This is a genomic window from Rhodococcus zopfii NBRC 100606 = JCM 9919 (assembly GCF_001895025.1).
In the GTDB taxonomy this organism is placed as follows: Bacteria; Actinomycetota; Actinomycetes; order Mycobacteriales; family Mycobacteriaceae; genus Rhodococcus; species Rhodococcus zopfii.
Window position 1 is genome coordinate 140,399 of sequence record NZ_BCXI01000018.1, and the last position, 16,563, is coordinate 156,961.

Genomic DNA, 16,563 nt, shown 5'->3' on the forward strand with positions numbered 1-16,563 from the left:
TCGTGCCGAACCCGCGGCCGCGGTCAGAAACGTCCGCCGCTGCTGCGGCCGATCCGGCCCGAGCTGCTGGGCCCACCGAACGAGCCGGGACCGCGGCCACCGCCCCCGTGGTAACCCCCGCCGCGCGAGAAGCCGCCACCACCGCGCAGGATGCTGTCGATCAGGATGCCGCCCAGGATCGCCCCGGTCATGTCGTTGCCCGAGCTGCGCGGCTGCTGCCGCTGCTCCCACTGCCGGACATCGCTCTGCGCGGCCCACAGCGCCTTCGCACCGAGCTGCGTCGCGGCCTGCGCGTGCTGCAGCGCCTGCGACGCATCGGTCGACGCCAGCTGCTGCGCGGCTTGCAGGTGCCGCTGCGCCTCCGACAGCCGGGTGCGGGCCTCGGCGCCGACTGCGCCGCGCCGGGTCCCGATGAAATCGGCCGCGGAGGTGACCTGCGACTGCGCGGCCGTCAGATCCTGCTGCAGCTTCTGCCGGGCACGCTCCGCCTGCTCCTGCGCTTCGCGGGTGCGGGCGAGCACGGCGTCGAGCGTGGCATCTGCCTCGACGATGCGGGTGAAACTGCCCAGCGGATCGGTCGCCTGCGACGCCCGTGCGTGGGTGAGCGCCTCGGCGGCCGCGGCCTTCGCGGTCGCCAGGTCCGCGCCCCCGCTCGCCGCGAGCTGCCCGGCGGCGGCGACACCCTGCTCCAGGTCCGCGATCGCCGCGGGCAGCGTCGCCATCGCGTGCCGGATGTCGGTCTCCGCATGATCGACGCCGTCGAGCAGCGTCGAGGCCTGGATCAACGCGCCCTCGGCGGCGCGGATCGCACCGACCGCCGGGCCCTGCTTGCCGGCCGGCAACGCGACCGCGTCGCGACCGTCCGCGATCGACTTCTCGGCGAACGCGAGTTGCTCGCGCGCGAGCGTTGTGTTCTGCGCGACCGGCGCGAGCGTCTCGGCCGGGAACTCGGCGCGCAGTGCGGTCAGCACCGACTCGCAGGCGGGCACCCGCGCCGTGAGCGTGACGACCTGCTGGGTGAGCGCGTCGAGACGGGCCGGAGCATCGAGCAGCAGATCGCGCATACCGTCGAACTCGGCGACCCGGGCATCGAGTTCACGGCCGGCGCGACCGCACGTGGAGATCAGGTCGACGAGCATGTCGCGGCGCTGCTGCGGGGTCTCGGGAATCGCGTCGTCGAGGCGCTGCCGGATCTCGAACGCCTTCGCGAGCGCCGCTCCGGCCTGCGCGAAGGCCGTCGCGAACGGTGCGACCGCCTGCTCACCGAACTCGCCGCGGGCGAGCTCGAGCTCCTCGGCGCTGGTACGCACCGCGTTGTCGGTGTCGACGAGGATGTCCTGCGCCCGGACGTCGAGCACGTCCAGCGCCAGCGAGGCCAGTGCCGCGGTGTCGGTCGGGTCGATCGAGGCGGCCGCCTCCGCACCGGCCTCGGCACGCTTGCGCTTGGACCGCCGCGTGTACAGGTAGAGGCCACCCCCGCCGACGACGACCACGCCGCCGCCGACGATCAGCGGTGTCAGGGATGCGGGGGTCATCGCGTCGCCGAGGCCCTCGGCCGCGGCGACCGCGGCGCCGGCCCAGTCCCCGTTCACCAGTTCCGGCCTCACCCGGTCGGTGGCGATCGACTCGATCTCGGCGTCGGAGACATCGGTCACGTCATTCGACACCCACAGGTTGTAGTCGCCGGCGGTGGCGACGGCGAGCAGAGCCGTCTTCGGCCCGAATCCGCTCGCCCGGGCGGTCGCCTCGGTCCAGTCGGCGCCGGACTGCCCGGAGAAGCTCGGTACATACGCGACCCACAACTGCACCTGATGATCGCCGTACAACCGGTCGAGCGCAGCCTGGACCTCGGTCTCCGCGTTCGCGTCGAGGACCCCGGCGGTGTCGGTGATCTGACCGGGCAGCCGCAGCGGGGTGTCGGCGGACGCGGCCGCGGGCCACAGCAGCAGCGCCAGCAGCGCCAGCACCGCGGGCACAGCCGCGAAGATCGGGCGGGGGACCGGTCGGGTGGGCGCCGCAGCGACAGCGGACGAGTACACGGGCATGGCGTCGAATCTATCGGTCGCGGAAGCGCGGCGCGTGCGGCGCTGTGGCGCGTCGCCGAGGGAACCCGGTGCGACCGCTGGCAGAATCGTGGGGTGAGTACCGCAGCCCGCCGATCCCGGCCGACCCCGCCGCCCGCCCCGGAGCGCCGTGGCATCGGTGCGGGCATCGCACGGTGGGCCCGGCGGATCGTGGTCGGAGTGCTGCTCGCCGCGATCGCCGTCGTCGCCGGCACCGCCGTGCGGGTGTGGCAGGTCGCCCGCATCGACGACTGGAGCCACGCCGACGCGATCGTCGTCCTGGGCGCCGCGCAGTACTCGGGTACTCCGTCGTCGGTGTTCCAGGCCCGGCTCGACCAGGCCGTGCGGCTGTACGAGAACGGGGTGTCCGACACGGTCGTGACCGTCGGAGGCAAACAGGAAGGTGACCTGTACACCGAGGCCGCGGCAGGCAAGAACTACCTCATGTCGCGCGGGGTGCCCGGCGACGCGATCGTCGCAGTCGAGGAAGGCACGGACACGCTGCTCAGCGTCGAGGCGGTCAGCCGGGAGATGCACGAGCGCGGCCTGTCGTCGGCGGTGCTGGTCAGCGACCCGTGGCATTCGCTGCGAACCCGCACCATGGCGCGCGATGCCGGGCTCGACGCCTGGACCGCGCCGACCCGGACGGGACCGGCGGTGTTCACCCGCGAATCGCAGATGCACGGCATCGCCCGCGAAACCGGAGCGTTGGTCTGGTACCAGGTCACCCACGGCTCGGCGGACTTTCCCTACACTGCGGCGCAATGATCTCCGGCGCAGCGAGCTAAGGACAGGTGGATGCAGGGTTACACCGAGCACGAACTCGAGCGCCGCGTCGTCGAGGCGCCCAAACGGTCGGGGATCGCCGGCGCGGAATCCGCTGCCGCCGAACGCAGCCCGTTCGCGCGTGACCGCGCCCGTGTGCAGCACTGTGCCGCGCTGCGGCGGCTGGCCGACAAGACCCAGGTCGTCGGGCCCCGCGACGGCGACACCCCGCGCACGCGGCTGACCCACTCGATGGAGGTCGCGCAGATCGGCCGCAGCATCGCGGAGGGACTCGGCGCCGACCCCGACCTGGTCGACCTGGCCGGACTCGCCCACGACATCGGGCACCCCCCGTACGGGCACAACGGCGAACGTGCGCTCGACGAGGTCGCGGCGAGTTGCGGCGGTTTCGAAGGCAATGCGCAGAACCTGCGCATCCTCACCAGTCTGGAACCGAAGATCCTGTACCCGAACGGGCACAGTGCCGGGTTGAACCTGACCCGCGCGACCCTCGACGCGACCCTCAAGTATCCGTGGACCCGCCCGCGGCCCGGCGCGAAGTTCGGTGCGTACGACGACGACGCCGAGGTTCTGGCGTGGATCCGCGACGGCGCACCCGATCGGACGAAGTGTCTCGAGGCGCAGATCATGGACTGGTCCGACGACGTCGCCTATTCGGTGCACGACGTCGAAGACGGTGTGATCGACGGTCGCATCGACCTGCGGGTGCTGTCCGACCCGGCGGCCGTGCAGGGCCTCGTCGACGTCGGCATGCGCGAGTTTTCCGGGCTGATCCCGGACGAGCTGGTCGAGGCCGCCGAGCGGCTGTCCCGGATGCCGGTGATCCTCGGTGTCGGCATCTACGACGGCAGCCTCGCCAGTTCGGTTGCCCTGAAGACACTCACCAGCGAACTCGTCGGCCGCTACGCCACCGCCGCGATCAGCGGCACCCGCGAGGTCACCGGCGGTGAACCGGTCAGCCGCTACGCCGTGGACCTGGTGGTGCCGTCGGTCGTCGCCTCCGAGGTCGCGCTGCTCAAGACCATGGCATTGCAGTTCGTGATGTCCGACGCCGCGCACCGCGCCCGGCAGGAACGGCAGCGCGAACGCATCCACCGGGTCGCCGAATGGTTGCTGCGGACCGCCCCGGTCGGCCTCGATCCGCTGTTCGTCCCGGCGTGGGACGACGTGAAGGACGACGCGGCGCGCGTGCGGGTCGTCGTCGACCAGATCGCCTCGTGCACCGAGTCCCGGCTGGAGCGGATCGACAAGGACAGCCTGGCCGCGCAGGCGGGCTGGGGGTAGGCGCCCGCGAGCGCTTAGACTCGTCCCCGTGGCCGGCCGAATTTCTGACAGAGACATCGCGGCCATCCGCGACCGCATCCGCATCGAGGACGTCGTCGGCGACTATGTTGCCCTCAAGCGCGGTGGCGCCGACTCGATGAAGGGCCTGTGCCCCTTCCACGACGAGAAGTCGCCGTCGTTCCACGTCCGGCCCAACCACGGCCATTTCCACTGCTTCGGCTGCGGCGAAGGCGGCGACGTCTACTCGTTCCTCCAGAAGATCGAGCACATCAGCTTCGTCGAAGCGGTCGAACAGTGCGCCGAACGCGTCGGTTACACCATCAGCTACGAGGGCGGCGGCCCGTCCGTCCAGCGCGACCGCGGGACCCGGGCCCGGCTGGTCGCGGCCAACGCCGCCGCGCAGGTCTTCTACGCCGAGCAGTTGCGCACTCCGGAAGCCCAGGCTGCGCGGGACTATCTGACCGAACGCAACTTCGACGCGGCCGCCGCGCAGATGTTCGGCTGCGGCTACGCGCCCGCCGGGTGGGATGCGCTCACCAAGCACCTGCTGTCGCAGGGTTTCGAGTTCGCCGAACTCGAGGCGGCGGGATTGTCGAAACAGGGGCGCCGCGGTCCCATCGACCGGTTCCACCGCCGGTTGCTGTGGCCCATCCGCAACCTCGCGGGCGACGTCATCGGCTTCGGTGCACGCCGTCTGTTCGACGACGACACTCTCGCCGCGAAGTACGTCAACACACCGGAAACGGTGCTGTACAAGAAGTCTCAGGTGCTGTTCGGCCTCGACCTGGCAAAGCGGGAGATCGCCAAGTCGCATCAGGCGGTGATCGTCGAGGGCTACACCGACGTGATGGCGATGCACCTGGCCGGTGTGAAAACCGCTGTGGCATCGTGCGGTACCGCCTTCGGTGACGAACACCTGTCGATGCTGCGGCGGCTGCTCATGGACGACAGCTACTTCCGCGGCGAGATCATCTACACCTTCGACGGCGATGCCGCCGGGCAGGCCGCGGCGATGAAGGCGTTCGAAGGCGATCAGAAGACCGCTGCGAAGACGTTCGTGGCGATCGCTCCGAAGGGCATGGACCCGTGCGAACTGCGGCAGGCCAGCGGCGACGGCGCAGTCCGCGACCTGGTGGCCCGCCGCACCCCGATGTTCGAGTTTGTCGTCCGATCGATTCTCGCCGAACACGACCTCGACACCGCGGAAGGTCGCGTGGAGGCGCTGCGCCGCTGCGTGCCGGTCGTCGCGCACATCAAGGACCGCACACTGCGCGACAACTATTCGGTGCAACTCGCGCATTGGGTGGGCTGGGACGACATCCCGGCCGTGCGTCGCCGCGTGCAGGAAGAAGCCCGCCGGGGAAGTCGTGCGCCGGGTCCGAAGAGCCGCGCGGTTGCCGCGGGGACTCCCGAGGCTCCGGCGTCGGTGCTGCGTCGTCCGCGGCCCAACGACCCGTCGTTGTGGCCGCAGCGCGACGCGTTGAAGGCCGCGCTGCAGTACCCGGGGATCGCCGGCACCGTGTTCGATTCGCTGCCCGGGGAGACGTTCACCGATCCCGCCTACGCCGCGGTGCGGGAGGCCGTCGCGACCGCCGGGGGAGCCGGTGCCGGGATGGGCGGCGCCGAATGGGTCGACGCCGTGGGCCGGTCCGCCGCCGACCCCGTCGTGCATTCGCTCGTCAGCGAACTCGCCGTGGAGCCGCTGCCCGCCGACGAGGAACGCATGCCGCGGTACATCGGCGGGGTGCTCGCGCGCTTGCAGGAGGTTTGGGTGGGCGAGCAGGTCGCCGAACTCAAGTCGAAGCTGCAGCGCATCTCGCCGGCCACCGAGTCCGACGAATTCCACGCTCTGCTGGGCGATCTCGTGGCCCTCGAGCAGTATCGCCGTAGCCTGCTGGACCAGGCCATCGGCGACGCCACCGGCGAGGGTCTGGCCGGCTGAGCCGCTACCGCTTCAGCTGATCGCGCGGAATCAGGATCGTCGTCTGCTCGTCGATCGGCTTCATCGGTTCGAGCTTCGGTTGCGGGTTGATCGAGTCGGCGAGCTTCTGGCGGCCCACCTCGATGGCTTTCTTCGTGACGGGACTGTCCGCCACGGCCTTCGCGGTCTTGCTGATCTGTTCGTACCGGGCTCGGCCAGCCCGTGTACCGAGCACATATCCCGCCGCGACCCCGACCAACAATCCGAACAATGTGAGTGTCCTTTCCACCTGTGTCTGTGCGTCGCGTCCATCCTGCCCGATCCGGCGCCACATGCCCACATGCAGGCGATTTGGTACCGCGGAGGGTGGGAGGCTACAGTTCTTCTCGCACCGAGGGAAACCGCGGAGCACCGCAGGACAATCCCCTGTAGCTCAATTGGCAGAGCATTCGACTGTTAATCGAACGGTTGCTGGTTCGAGTCCAGCCGGGGGAGCAGAGAAGACCCCCACCCGATCATCGGGTGGGGGTCTTTTTCTCTTCGGTGGTCGTTCGCAGCCTCAGCGCAGCACGGTGCCGCCGTCGACGTTGATGATCTGCCCGTTGATCCACGAGCCTTCGTCGGACATCAGGTATGCGACCATGCTCGAGACATCGCGGGCCTCACCCGCCCGGGTGCTGCGGGAGCGTCCGATGAGTCCCTTCAGCAGTTCGGGGTCGGCGCCGGTACGGATCTCGTCGGTGAGGATCAGACCCGGCGCGACGGCGTTCGCGCGGATACCCTCGCGGCCCCAGCGAGAGGCGACGTGGCGTGTGAGGGCGTTGATTCCGGCCTTGGTCGCGGCGTAGGCGGGACGTTGCGGATCGCCGGTGAACGACGCGATCGACGACGTGTAGACGATGGCGCCACCCCCGGTCGTGAGCAGGTGCGGGACGGTGTGACGGGTGACGAGCATGTGGCCGCGCAGGTTGACGGCCACCATGCGATCCCAGATCTCGAGGTCGATGTCCACGATGTCGGTGTCCTTCGATACCGAGCCCATGTCGCCCGCGTTGATGTGAACCGCGTCCAACTTCCCGTACGCGTTGGTCGTGGCGTCGACGAGCGCCCGGACCGAGTCATCGTCGGAGATGTCGAAATGCACGGCGATCGCGTCACCGCCTGCCTCGCCGATGGCGGCGGCGGTCTTCTCTGCGCCGGCGCCATCGAGGTCGCCGACGACGACCTTCGCTCCTTCGCGGGCGAGCCGGGCCGCCGAGTCGGCGCCCAGTCCGGTCGCCGCGCCGGCGACCAGTACGACCTTGTCTTTCAGTCCTTCCATCGCGATCCCCTCGTTCGTGTCAGCCATATGCCGAAACAATATTTCTAGGAGTGAGAATATCATTCTGATTTGTGCGATGAGGATTCTGAAGCGGTCTGGGGTGGGTTCGGATCTCCTCGGCAATCACCGGTGACCCGGTGCGCGAGTCCCCCTGTGAAGGCGGGTAGCATTCGGGACGCGCTGCCGAGACGGCCGCGATGGGGCGGTAGCTCAGTCGGTTAGAGCCGTGGACTCATAATCCATTGGTCGCGGGTTCGAGCCCCGCCCGCCCCACATCAGAGACGCCCCACCTCGGTGGGCGATGAACGTTCCGTGGATGGGGACGTGGAAATCGGTCTCGTGCGGATCGTGCGTGCGTCAAGATTCTGGGATGGGTTCGGATCCCGCGTCCGCTCCGGACCTCGGTTTGGTCCAGGTTGGACCACTCGAGGTGGACCCCGCTTCTTTGGAAGGGCAGGGGTCGTCGCTGTGGGATCTCATCGGTGACCGCCACGTCGAGATGGGCTCGCCTGATGACGTACTCGATCTCCCGTGTCACGGTTGGCGGCGGCTCTATCCCCACTGGTCCGAACTCACGCGAGCGAGGGAGGCCTTCGGTGCACCGCACGGGCAGGTGTCAGATGCATGGGCGATGGTGTTTGTCGACGATGCAGATACGGCCTGGACGGTAAGTACGCTTCCCGGTCCAATCCGGGTGTATCCCTGCCGCGCTGCCCGTCGCCTTGGTCTGGAGTTGCGCTGGCCTGGTGAGCAAACCTGTAGAGCAGGGCTGTTACCCGCAGTGGCGATCGACCTCGTGAATGCTGCAGACACGAGATGGGTCAACGGCGCCGGGGATCACACGACTGTCCATGGGTGGGTACTCGATGAGAACGGTGAGCCGATACGGCCGGGGATCCTGTTGTTCTCGCATGCACCGTCGCTGCCCGACATCGAACCCGGTGATCGAATGTCTCTGCGTGTCAATATCGCTACGCGTGATATCGAGGACTTCCCGCCCGGCCGCTACGCACTGGCGGCTGAACTCTGCGATCTGGGACTGGCGGCACCACCGGGAACGTTGATTCTGTCCGACTATCGACTATCGACTGTCGTGAAAGCGGCTCGGAAAGTTGTCGGTGGGTCTCGCTACACTTCGAACATGCTTTCGAACCGGGTGGGAGGGGACACGCTTGAGGTGCGGCTGACCGCCCTCGACACCGCGGTCGACGGCCTGCTCGGCCACGACTTCACCGGCCTGTCCCGCGACGACATCGTCGAAGTCCTGCAACGCATGGAAGCGTCGCTGCGCAAGGCCTCTGCGGTCGGGCACCGGCTGGCCGTCGAATCGGTCGAACGCCGGATCCCAGAGGAACTCGGCTGTCGCTCGGTGAATGATTTCCTCATCGGTACCCTGCGCATCTCCGCAGCCGACGCCGCCAGAAGAGTGAAAGGCGCGAAAAAGGTCGGCACGTGGCACGGCGCCGACGGCGGTGATATGGCGGAGGAACTACCGGCAACCGCCGCAGCGATTCGCTCCGGGGTGATCGGACCGGACCATGTCGCCGCGGTCGCGAAGGTCATGCGGAAAGTGCCGTACGGGGTCGGGTTCGACGAGATCACCGTCGCCGAGAAGATCCTGGCCGACGCGGCCTGCTCGGTCACCCCCGAGGACGTCGCCAAACTCGGCGCGCACCTGCTTGCCTATCTGAACCCGGACGGGGACGTCCCCGACGAGAAGGAACGCACGCGCCGCCGCGGCCTGCGGATCGGCAAACAAGGCACCGACCTCATGACCCCGATCTCCGGGCTCCTCGACCCCGAGACGCGGGCGCTGCTCGAACCGGTGCTCGCGAAACTCGCCCGGCCCGGCATGAACAACCCCGACGACCCCGACTCCCCGCGCGGGGACGTCGAATCCGACACCCTCGACCGGGACGCCCTGGCCAAGGCCGCCGCCCGCGACACCCGCACCGTGGTGCAACGCAACCACGACGCGTTGAAAGTCGCCCTGCGGCAACTCCTGTCGTCGGGTGTGCTCGGCAGCTACAGGGGCCTGCCGGTGACCGCGATCCTGACCATGAGCGTCCAGCAACTCGAACACGGGGCCGGGGTGGTGACCACCGCCTCGGGTGGACTGGTGCCGGTCCGGGACGCGCTGCGGATGGCCGAGACTGCACATCCGGTGTTGGCGATCTTCGATCATCACGGCCGTCCCCTGCACCTCGGACGTGCGAAACGCCTCGCCTCCGCCGATCAGCGGCTCGCGTTGATCGCCGCCTCCGTGGGCTGCACCCGACCCGGCTGCGACGCACCGGCCACACTCACCGCGGTTCATCACATCACCGAGTGGAAGGACGGCGGATCCACCGACATCAGCAACGAGGACCTTGCCTGCGACGCATGTCATGCGCTGGTGCACGACGGGCCGGGTGGCTGGGAGACGCGCATAGCGCCGGCAGGTTCGGGGTATCCGGGCCGCACCGAATGGATTCCGCCCCCGCACATCGACCCCGAGCAGGGGCCACGGGTCAATCACCGGCATCACCTCGGTGATCTGCTGTCGGCGGCGTTGGCGCACTACCGCGCTCGCCGCGAAGCGGAACTGCGCGAGCATCGACGACGGTGGCTGCGGGAACCCGCCGGAGACGCGAGCAACGGCGGCGGTCCGTAGCTGATGACCGATCCGTGTGTGGGGGAGCGTTGCCCGATCTGCTCCCGAACTCGCGACCACCTTGATCGCGTTCAGTGCGGGGAGACCGGTGACCGTCATGCCGATGGGCGCGAAGTTCTACGGGCTGGACAGGTCGAATCCCTTGCGAGGGAGGATCATGTGCTTGCTGTAAATGTTCGGGTCGCCGGTGATCTGGGTGATGCCTTCGACACCGAAGCCCTGCCGCCGGGACGCTGGCGTTCGTCGCGACGGGAGATCCGGCCGAGCGCGCAGCCGGGAAGCTGACGCTCACGACGATCCGTGACGATCTTGCCCGCATCGTCGCGCAGCGCGTCGGGGACGACCCGAACCTGTACTGCCTCGACGGAACCGAGCTCTAGGGGGAGGCAGACCACGGGGCGCTGCCGCTGCCGGACCGGCTCCACCCCGACGCCGAAACGCATCGGCTCATCGGGAAACGCTTCGCGGAACGTGCCTTCGCGGGCAACGGCGCGTTCGCCTCGCGGATGGCGCGTTCCCGATAAACTCGAGCTCGTGGCGTGGTTGTTGATCGTTGCCTTCGGTGTTGTCGTGACGGTTGCGTGCGCAGTCGTGTCACGCCGAAAGCGCGCTCCCACGGGAGTGTTTCCGTGGTTCTGGGTGGCCTTTCCGCTCACGTGCGTAGCGGTCGCCTGTGCAATCGCGGCATTCACCGCCGCGCCCGCGTTCGTGAGTGGCTCCGGCAGCTTCTGGTGGGACCTGTCGCTCCCGGACGACCGACCGTCGCTGCAATTCCTGTCCGGCGAGCAGTATCGCCGATTCGAAACCTTGCAGCAGGCGAAGCGGATCCTGCCAACCGTCGCCGCGGTCGGAGTCGTCGCGTGCATCTGGACGTGGCGGCGGGACCGAACGTGAGCGGTCAGTCAGCGACGAGCCGTGCCGCACCGTAGAGACCGCTGCTGCGCTCACGTTGCCGGCCGACGACGTAGCGGCCGGGCGCGATGCCCGTGGCGCCGTGCTCGGGGTGGATGAGGTACGCGACTCCGGTCACCTCGACGATGCCGAGCGCAAGACCGCGCGGGTCGGCGACCGGCCCGGTCCACGTGCAGGCACCTTCGTCCGCGACGAGCGAATGCGGGTTGCCGCCGGCAGCGCTGCGCAGCAACTCGATTCCGGACGGCGGCACCGGTAGGGAACGAGTCCACGGGTGGGGTGTCACCACGCCGGCGAGCATCGCGTGTGGGACGACGATGAGATCACCCTGGGCCTGCGGACCGTCGACGACCGGGACGGACACCTCACCATCGAGGTAGTCGAAGACGTCGATGCCGCTCCAGGCAGTGATGTCGGACAGAGATTGTTGAGCATTCATGGGGATCACCTCGGGGAATCAGGTTCGGCGAACGAGTCGGGAGTAGTCGGAGCCGCTGATGCCGTACGTCCAGCCGGCGGCGTCGAGGGCGGACGGAGCCCAGGCGGGAACGGGCAGTCCGTAGCGGCGGCGAGTGCTGTCGCGCTCGACCGATCCGTTGACGGCGAGGAGGATTCGCCCGGGTGGGCCCCAGGCGCCGGGACGCTCGTACAGCTCGAGCAGACAGCCGGGATTGCCGGGATCCTCGGCGCGGTCGACGAGTGTGAGCCCGGCCGCGTCGATGTAGGCGTCCCAGCCGATGCGCTCGATCGCGCACCGCCGGATCTCGACGTTGCGTTCGCGTCCGATGCGTTCGGCGCTAGGGTCGAGCACCACCCACTCCGGAACGATGGTGCCGTGATGGACGAAAGTCTTTGCTCCGTCCGGATATTCGAGGGCTGCGCGGTCGGAATGGTGGAGGCGGCGTTCGCCGTGGGCGCCACCGGGGTTCGGTTCGGTGTGCAGTTCGGAGGGTCGCTCGGCCATCACGCACACCCGCTCGAACGCCCACCACCATCCGGTCGCGCCGACCAGCGCGGCCTGGACGTCGAGCAGGTCGTTCTCGCGGCCTCCGAAACCGACGAGGCCGCATCGTCGGATGGCGTCGTAGTACCCGACCCGATGGGCTTCCTGCTGCCCGTACCAGCTCACGGTGCCCACCGGCTGGGGGAGTGTCCGGCGGATCGCGGTTGCGACCGCATCGAAAAGTGTGGTGCGCAATGAATTCCACATCAGCAACCGGATGATCTGCCCCGGGTTCAGGGGCGGTCCGTACGTGCGCCCCGGGTCTGCGAATCGGGACGACGGAGGATAGCGACGACGGATCCGCTCGTCCATCCGTGCGCGTGAGGCCGACAACAGCGACGCGATGCGTACGGACGGATGAGTGTCGTCGAGGGCCGACGAGGGAGCCCGAAGTGTCAATTCCGGGATCAGGGCCGACGCCGCGGCGGGCGACGGCACCCACAGGAACTCGGGTGGATCGAAACCGGAGCGCCGATACAGTTCTGCGACTGCGCATTCGCAACGGAACGATCGGCGGGTCGTGTGCTCAGCCCGCGCGCGAGCCAGTGGTCGCGGAGTTCGCGGACGTCGGAGAGCAGGTCGTGAGGGGCAGTGCCGTGGGAAGGGACGCGGTGTTCGACCGCCCGTGTGGTCGCCACGGCGGTCACGCGATGGGGGCGGAGGCCGCCTTTCCTGTTGTCATGGTCGTCGAGGATGGCACGAATTCGGCCGCGGCGCAATGTTCAGGCGGGAATCGCTGCGACGCTGGCGATTTCGCCGCCGAGGATGCGCTGCCGATTCTCGACCAGCCGGCGTTCCCCGAGTCGCTGTAGCCAGCGTTTCCCGGCAGGGAAGCGACCGATCACGTGATGCTTGGTCACGTTCACCGCGATGCGGGCCGCCGGGTACCACGGCGGACGCGTCGGAACTTTCAGGGCGCGGACCGCCGCGGGGCCGAGGAGCGTGGTCGCGAGCGAGAGTCCGCGCTCGTACTCGTAGCGTCGGCGCATCGGGCCGAAACCGGTCTGGCCGGAATCGAGCGGCAGATCGACCAACGACTTCGCGAGTAGGAGGCTGTTCTCGTCCGCGGCGGGCGACGCCGAACCGATCCGGTACATCATGCGCAGTCCCTTCCGGAGGTCGAACGGAAGCCAGTGGTCGTCGACTCCCATCAGCCATCCGACGTAGCACCACAGGTGCAGGACCGCATCGGCCTCCCGACGGGTGTAGCGCACACCGAGGACACGGGTGTGCAGCAGGAACGTGATCGAGAACAGGCCGAGCGTGCCGGCCTGGTCGAACTGGTTGATGGGAAGTCCGCGTTCGGCTGTGTCCCAATCTGTTTCGTGCTCGTGGTGATAGTTGACGAAGGCGTGCATGAGGCGAACGTGGACGGACAGGAGGAACCCGTCGCCGAAGCGTTCGAGCCCACCGTCCTCCGTGCAGCCGTACCACCACGCGCCGGTTTCGGCGATGCGCCGAAGTGTCCGGTCGCCGGTGAGCTTGCCCGATCCGGTGAGGACCGGCAGCGGACCGGAGTTGTTGTACCCGCCGAGGAGGGAACCGTAGGCCAGGACGTCCGCGGCATCGGTGCCGACGCGCCGCAAGGTGCGCGCACCGAGGGCGATCTTGTCGCGATCGACCCAAGCCGGGGTGTCCTCGAGCATGGTGAAGTAGTCGCGCAGCGGTGCCGGGGCGTCGGGTACGGCGTCGATGCCTCGATGCAGTGCCTGCCGGAACTGCGCCATCGTGACGGTGCGGTCCTCGCGCATCGCGCGGACCAATACGGCGCTCGGTTCGTCCTGCTCGAGCAGCGCCCGCCGGAGCCGGTCCGCCTCCTCCGCGTCGGCATCGGGATTCGGCCATGCGAACGGACGCAGAGGTGCGGTGATGCGCGCGCTGCGATCGCGGTCGCGCATGTAGCGGGTCGGTGCGTATGCCGGGATCGTCACACGCACCACCTTGCAACTGACAACGAATATTGTCAATACCGGTGGGGTCAGAAAATGCGGTCTCGTCTGTGGGGTTGTCCTGCGAACGGCCGATACGCAATCCGTGGCGTCGCTGGAACCATCGAGCCGGAACATCACCCGCGAACGTACGGAGGCCACGTGTCAGGAAATCCGATCCGGCCGAACTTCAGGGTCCGCAGTGAGATTGCTGTTGCGGGGACCGCGGTGGCGGTGGCCGTCGCCGTACCGGCGGTCGCGTCCGCTGCCCCGTCCACCGGAAGCGCCGGCAGTAGCGAGCTTGGCGACGGTGCTGGTTCGCGTCACCGGTCTCGACGATACGGCCTGGGACTACATCGTCAACTGCCCGGTCTTCTGATCGACGTTCGCGTCGGGGCGGTTGCCGGTCGCCTCGCGGCTCGGTGAGACGAGGGGTGCTCACCGAGCCGTCGGAGTGCCGGGCGAACCGGCCGGTGCCGCGATCGTGCACGACGTCGACGCGATCCCACGGCCACCCGCCGAACTCGGTGCGCCGATAGTCGTCGTACGCCTGCTGCAGTTCCGCGGACGTGTTCATCACGAACGGACCGTGCTGGGCGACCGGCTCGCCGATCGGAACTCCCTGCAGCAGAAGAAGCTTCGCGGAACGATCGCCCGTCGACACGGTGGTCGTCCCGTGAATGTACTGGGCGAAGCCGTTGCCTGCAGCGACGCCGAGTCCCTCGACAATCGCATGCGAGTCGTCGCCGTAGACGTAGAGGATTCGACGGGCCCCGGCGGCCGCGGATGCCGGAAGCTCGACCCGCGCGTGGGGTTCCAGTTCGATCAACCACACCGCAACATCCGACTCGGGATTCGCTGCCCACGAATTCGTCGGCGGCGAAACGGGTTCGGCGGCGCCGTAGCGCCCCGCGATCACCTTGACCGTGGCTGCGCCGGCCGGGCTCCGGACCGTCACGACGGGGATGTCCTCGTTCCACTGCATCGTGAACTCGGGCGCCGCGGCCTTCCCCGCGGCCGGCAGATTCAGCCAGATCTGGAACAACTCGAACGGGTTGTAGGCGCTCTCCTCGAGCAACGGGAACATCTCCGAATGCGAGACACCGTTTCCGGCGGTCAGCCACTGCACATCGCCCTGACCATAACGCGCGGTCGCGCCGGCCGAGTCGGCGTGGTCGACGTAACCGCGTTCGACGATCGTGATCGTCTCGAACCCTCGATGGGGATGCGCGGGGAAGCCCGGCACCGTGCGGCCGTGGTACATGTTCCAGCCAGCGGGATTGTCGAAGTCGCTGCCGAGATCGTGGTCGGCCACCGACGCCGGGCCGAGGTTCGCGGTGCCGGCGGGGTAGTGGTCGACGTGGTGCATCGCGAACAGGAAGGGGTCGAGAGCCCGCCAGGGGCGGCCGAGTCGGAAGACGCGGCCGGTGTCGGGGGAGCCGTGAGAAGGCTGGGTGGTCATCTGGTGTTCGGCGCGGATACCCCCTCGTTCGCGAGGGAGAGGAAGCGCCGTCCTCCTTCCGGTGTGGGTGATGCCGGGCAAAACTGAGTTCCTAACAGGGGTCAAGCCACATCGCGGTTTGTAGGCTTGGTGATGGCAGGCCGGGATGTTGGAGCGCTCTGCGACTCCTGTGACTTCCGGCCTGCCTCTACCTTCCGACGCTCATCCATCCGCTTGTGCCGGACGTTGTCGCGGTGCCGCGGCTCGATCCGGTAACGCTCCTTGACGATCTTTCTGCCCTGCTCCGGTGATCGCGGTGCCGTCCACATCGCGCAGCACGGAGGGCCTCCCGGAGCGCATGCAGGTAGCGATCCGGGTCACCAACTGCGTGGCCAGGTGGCAGATCGCGGAATCGTGGTGGCGGTCGCCGGCCATCAGCCGCTGATATTTCGCCGCGATCTGGGGGTCGATCTTGCGGGCCTGATCGGCCGCGGTGCACAACATCTCACGCAGCAGCGGGTCCCCGGCCTTGGTGATCGAGGACTCGACCTTGCTGACCCCGGACTGACTGACCTTCGGTACCAGACCGGTGTACGCGCGGATCGCCGCCAGCGAGGTGAACCGGTGGGGGTCACCGATCCGGCCGGCGATCACCGCGCTGATGACCGGTCCGACGCCGGGCGCCGAGGCGACGATGCCGTCCGGGTCGGTGTCGGCGTAGAGGTCCGCGACGCGTTCGTCGATCTGTTTGATCTGACGGGTCAGGAACAATGCCTGCTCGGCTTTATGAGCGATGTCGCCGGCGAGCTCGGCGAAGTCCATTCCGCCCGGACCCCACAGCGCGAGTGTTTCATTGGCGGCCGCGACGAGCGCGGCAGCGTGATCGTCGCGCCACCCGCCTCGGGGTCGGGCGATCAGAAATCGGGTCAGTCGCGCGTGACCGAGCCGGATCACCGCATTCGGGTCGGCATAGCGTGCCAGGAACTCGAGCGCGGCGACGCCGTAGTTCGAACCCGGTACCGCATACCACGACGGACCCAGCAGTTCGACGAGTGCACCGAGGCGGGAACAAACCGCGACCCGGCGTTTGACCAGCGTGGAGCGTTGCTTGACCAGGCGGCGCAGCGCGTCGGCCGGTCCCTGCCCGGAATACTCCCGCAGGCCTTCCGGGTGCAGCCAGGGAAGCCGGGCCAGCAGTTCGGAGTCGATCCGGTCGTTCTTGGTGTGTTTGGAGTAGTACCTGCGCAGGTC

At 68.5% G+C, this 16,563-nt stretch carries 13 protein-coding genes, 2 tRNA genes and 2 pseudogenes; 7 read left to right on the plus strand and 10 right to left on the minus strand.

Annotated elements, in window-relative coordinates:
• Positions 1–23 precede the first annotated feature (23 nt).
• The gene (locus RZ1_RS14125) at positions 24–2,045 is read right to left on the minus strand and encodes a TPM domain-containing protein (RefSeq protein ID WP_072812763.1); all 2,022 of its coding nucleotides are present in this window, start codon (positions 2,043–2,045) and stop codon (positions 24–26) included.
• A 153-nt stretch (positions 2,046–2,198) separates the two neighbouring features.
• Between RZ1_RS14125 and RZ1_RS14130 the strand changes: the two genes are divergently transcribed.
• The 3 genes from RZ1_RS14130 to dnaG are packed head-to-tail and all read left to right on the plus strand — an operon-like array spanning position 2,199 to position 6,075.
• On the plus strand, positions 2,199–2,831 hold the full coding sequence (locus tag RZ1_RS14130) for a YdcF family protein (protein ID WP_238072317.1): 633 nt from the start codon (positions 2,199–2,201) through the stop codon (positions 2,829–2,831).
• 30 nt (positions 2,832–2,861) lie between these two features.
• A complete protein-coding gene (locus RZ1_RS14135) occupies positions 2,862–4,133 on the plus strand; it encodes a deoxyguanosinetriphosphate triphosphohydrolase (protein WP_072812766.1) in 1,272 nt (423 codons plus the stop codon).
• 28 nt (positions 4,134–4,161) lie between these two features.
• Positions 4,162–6,075 (plus strand): DNA primase, encoded by a 1,914-nt coding sequence (gene dnaG / locus RZ1_RS14140; RefSeq protein ID WP_072812768.1) that lies wholly within the window; start codon positions 4,162–4,164, stop codon positions 6,073–6,075.
• Positions 6,076–6,079: 4 nt separating this feature from the next.
• Here dnaG and RZ1_RS14145 read toward each other — a convergent pair whose 3' ends face one another.
• Complete coding sequence (locus RZ1_RS14145) at positions 6,080–6,325, minus strand: hypothetical protein (protein ID WP_072812769.1); 246 nt, start codon at positions 6,323–6,325, stop codon at positions 6,080–6,082.
• 151 nt (positions 6,326–6,476) lie between these two features.
• On the opposite strand from RZ1_RS14145, the gene RZ1_RS14150 reads away from it, so the two are divergent.
• Positions 6,477–6,549, plus strand: a tRNA-Asn gene (locus RZ1_RS14150).
• Between the two features lie 64 nt (positions 6,550–6,613).
• On the opposite strand, the gene RZ1_RS14155 is transcribed toward RZ1_RS14150, so the two are convergent.
• Positions 6,614–7,402: an SDR family NAD(P)-dependent oxidoreductase gene (locus tag RZ1_RS14155; protein ID WP_238072316.1), complete on the minus strand. Its 789-nt coding sequence runs from the start codon at positions 7,400–7,402 to the stop codon at positions 6,614–6,616.
• A gap of 172 nt (positions 7,403–7,574) precedes the next feature.
• Here RZ1_RS14155 and RZ1_RS14160 point away from each other — a divergent pair.
• Both RZ1_RS14160 and RZ1_RS14165 read left to right on the plus strand, forming a co-directional pair.
• Positions 7,575–7,648 (plus strand) — tRNA-Ile (locus RZ1_RS14160).
• Positions 7,649–8,516: 868 nt separating this feature from the next.
• Positions 8,517–10,028, plus strand: coding sequence for an HNH endonuclease signature motif containing protein (locus RZ1_RS14165; RefSeq protein ID WP_072812798.1), 1,512 nt, complete (start codon positions 8,517–8,519; stop codon positions 10,026–10,028).
• A gap of 45 nt (positions 10,029–10,073) precedes the next feature.
• Here RZ1_RS14165 and RZ1_RS31870 read toward each other — a convergent pair.
• Together RZ1_RS31870 and RZ1_RS31770 are read right to left on the minus strand one after the other, a co-directional pair.
• Positions 10,074–10,229: pseudogene (locus tag RZ1_RS31870) on the minus strand (dihydrodipicolinate reductase); the annotation flags it as partial.
• Entirely contained in the window at positions 10,184–10,471 is a 288-nt protein-coding gene (locus tag RZ1_RS31770) for a hypothetical protein (protein WP_169917952.1), read from the minus strand. The gene RZ1_RS31770 and the pseudogene RZ1_RS31870, both read right to left, overlap by 46 nt.
• Positions 10,472–10,562: 91 nt before the next feature.
• Between RZ1_RS31770 and RZ1_RS14175 the strand changes: the two genes are divergently transcribed.
• Positions 10,563–10,922 carry an amino acid permease gene (locus tag RZ1_RS14175; RefSeq protein ID WP_072812771.1) on the plus strand — a complete coding sequence of 120 codons (360 nt, stop codon included), beginning with the start codon at positions 10,563–10,565 and terminating at the stop codon, positions 10,920–10,922.
• A gap of 4 nt (positions 10,923–10,926) precedes the next feature.
• Here RZ1_RS14175 and RZ1_RS14180 read toward each other — a convergent pair whose 3' ends face one another.
• From RZ1_RS14180 to RZ1_RS14200, 5 genes and pseudogenes are all read right to left on the minus strand, one after another.
• Positions 10,927–11,379: a DUF8820 family protein gene (locus tag RZ1_RS14180; protein WP_072812772.1), complete on the minus strand. Its 453-nt coding sequence runs from the start codon at positions 11,377–11,379 to the stop codon at positions 10,927–10,929.
• A gap of 18 nt (positions 11,380–11,397) precedes the next feature.
• Complete coding sequence (locus tag RZ1_RS30860; RefSeq protein WP_238072222.1) at positions 11,398–12,381, minus strand: DUF6745 domain-containing protein; 984 nt, start codon at positions 12,379–12,381, stop codon at positions 11,398–11,400.
• Between the two features lie 284 nt (positions 12,382–12,665).
• Positions 12,666–13,874 (minus strand): oxygenase MpaB family protein, encoded by a 1,209-nt coding sequence (locus tag RZ1_RS14190; RefSeq protein ID WP_238072223.1) that lies wholly within the window; start codon positions 13,872–13,874, stop codon positions 12,666–12,668.
• Between the two features lie 187 nt (positions 13,875–14,061).
• Positions 14,062–15,333 carry a pirin family protein gene (locus tag RZ1_RS14195; protein ID WP_072812774.1) on the minus strand — a complete coding sequence of 424 codons (1,272 nt, stop codon included), beginning with the start codon at positions 15,331–15,333 and terminating at the stop codon, positions 14,062–14,064.
• A 101-nt stretch (positions 15,334–15,434) separates the two neighbouring features.
• Positions 15,435–16,563: pseudogene (locus RZ1_RS14200) on the minus strand (transposase); the annotation flags it as partial.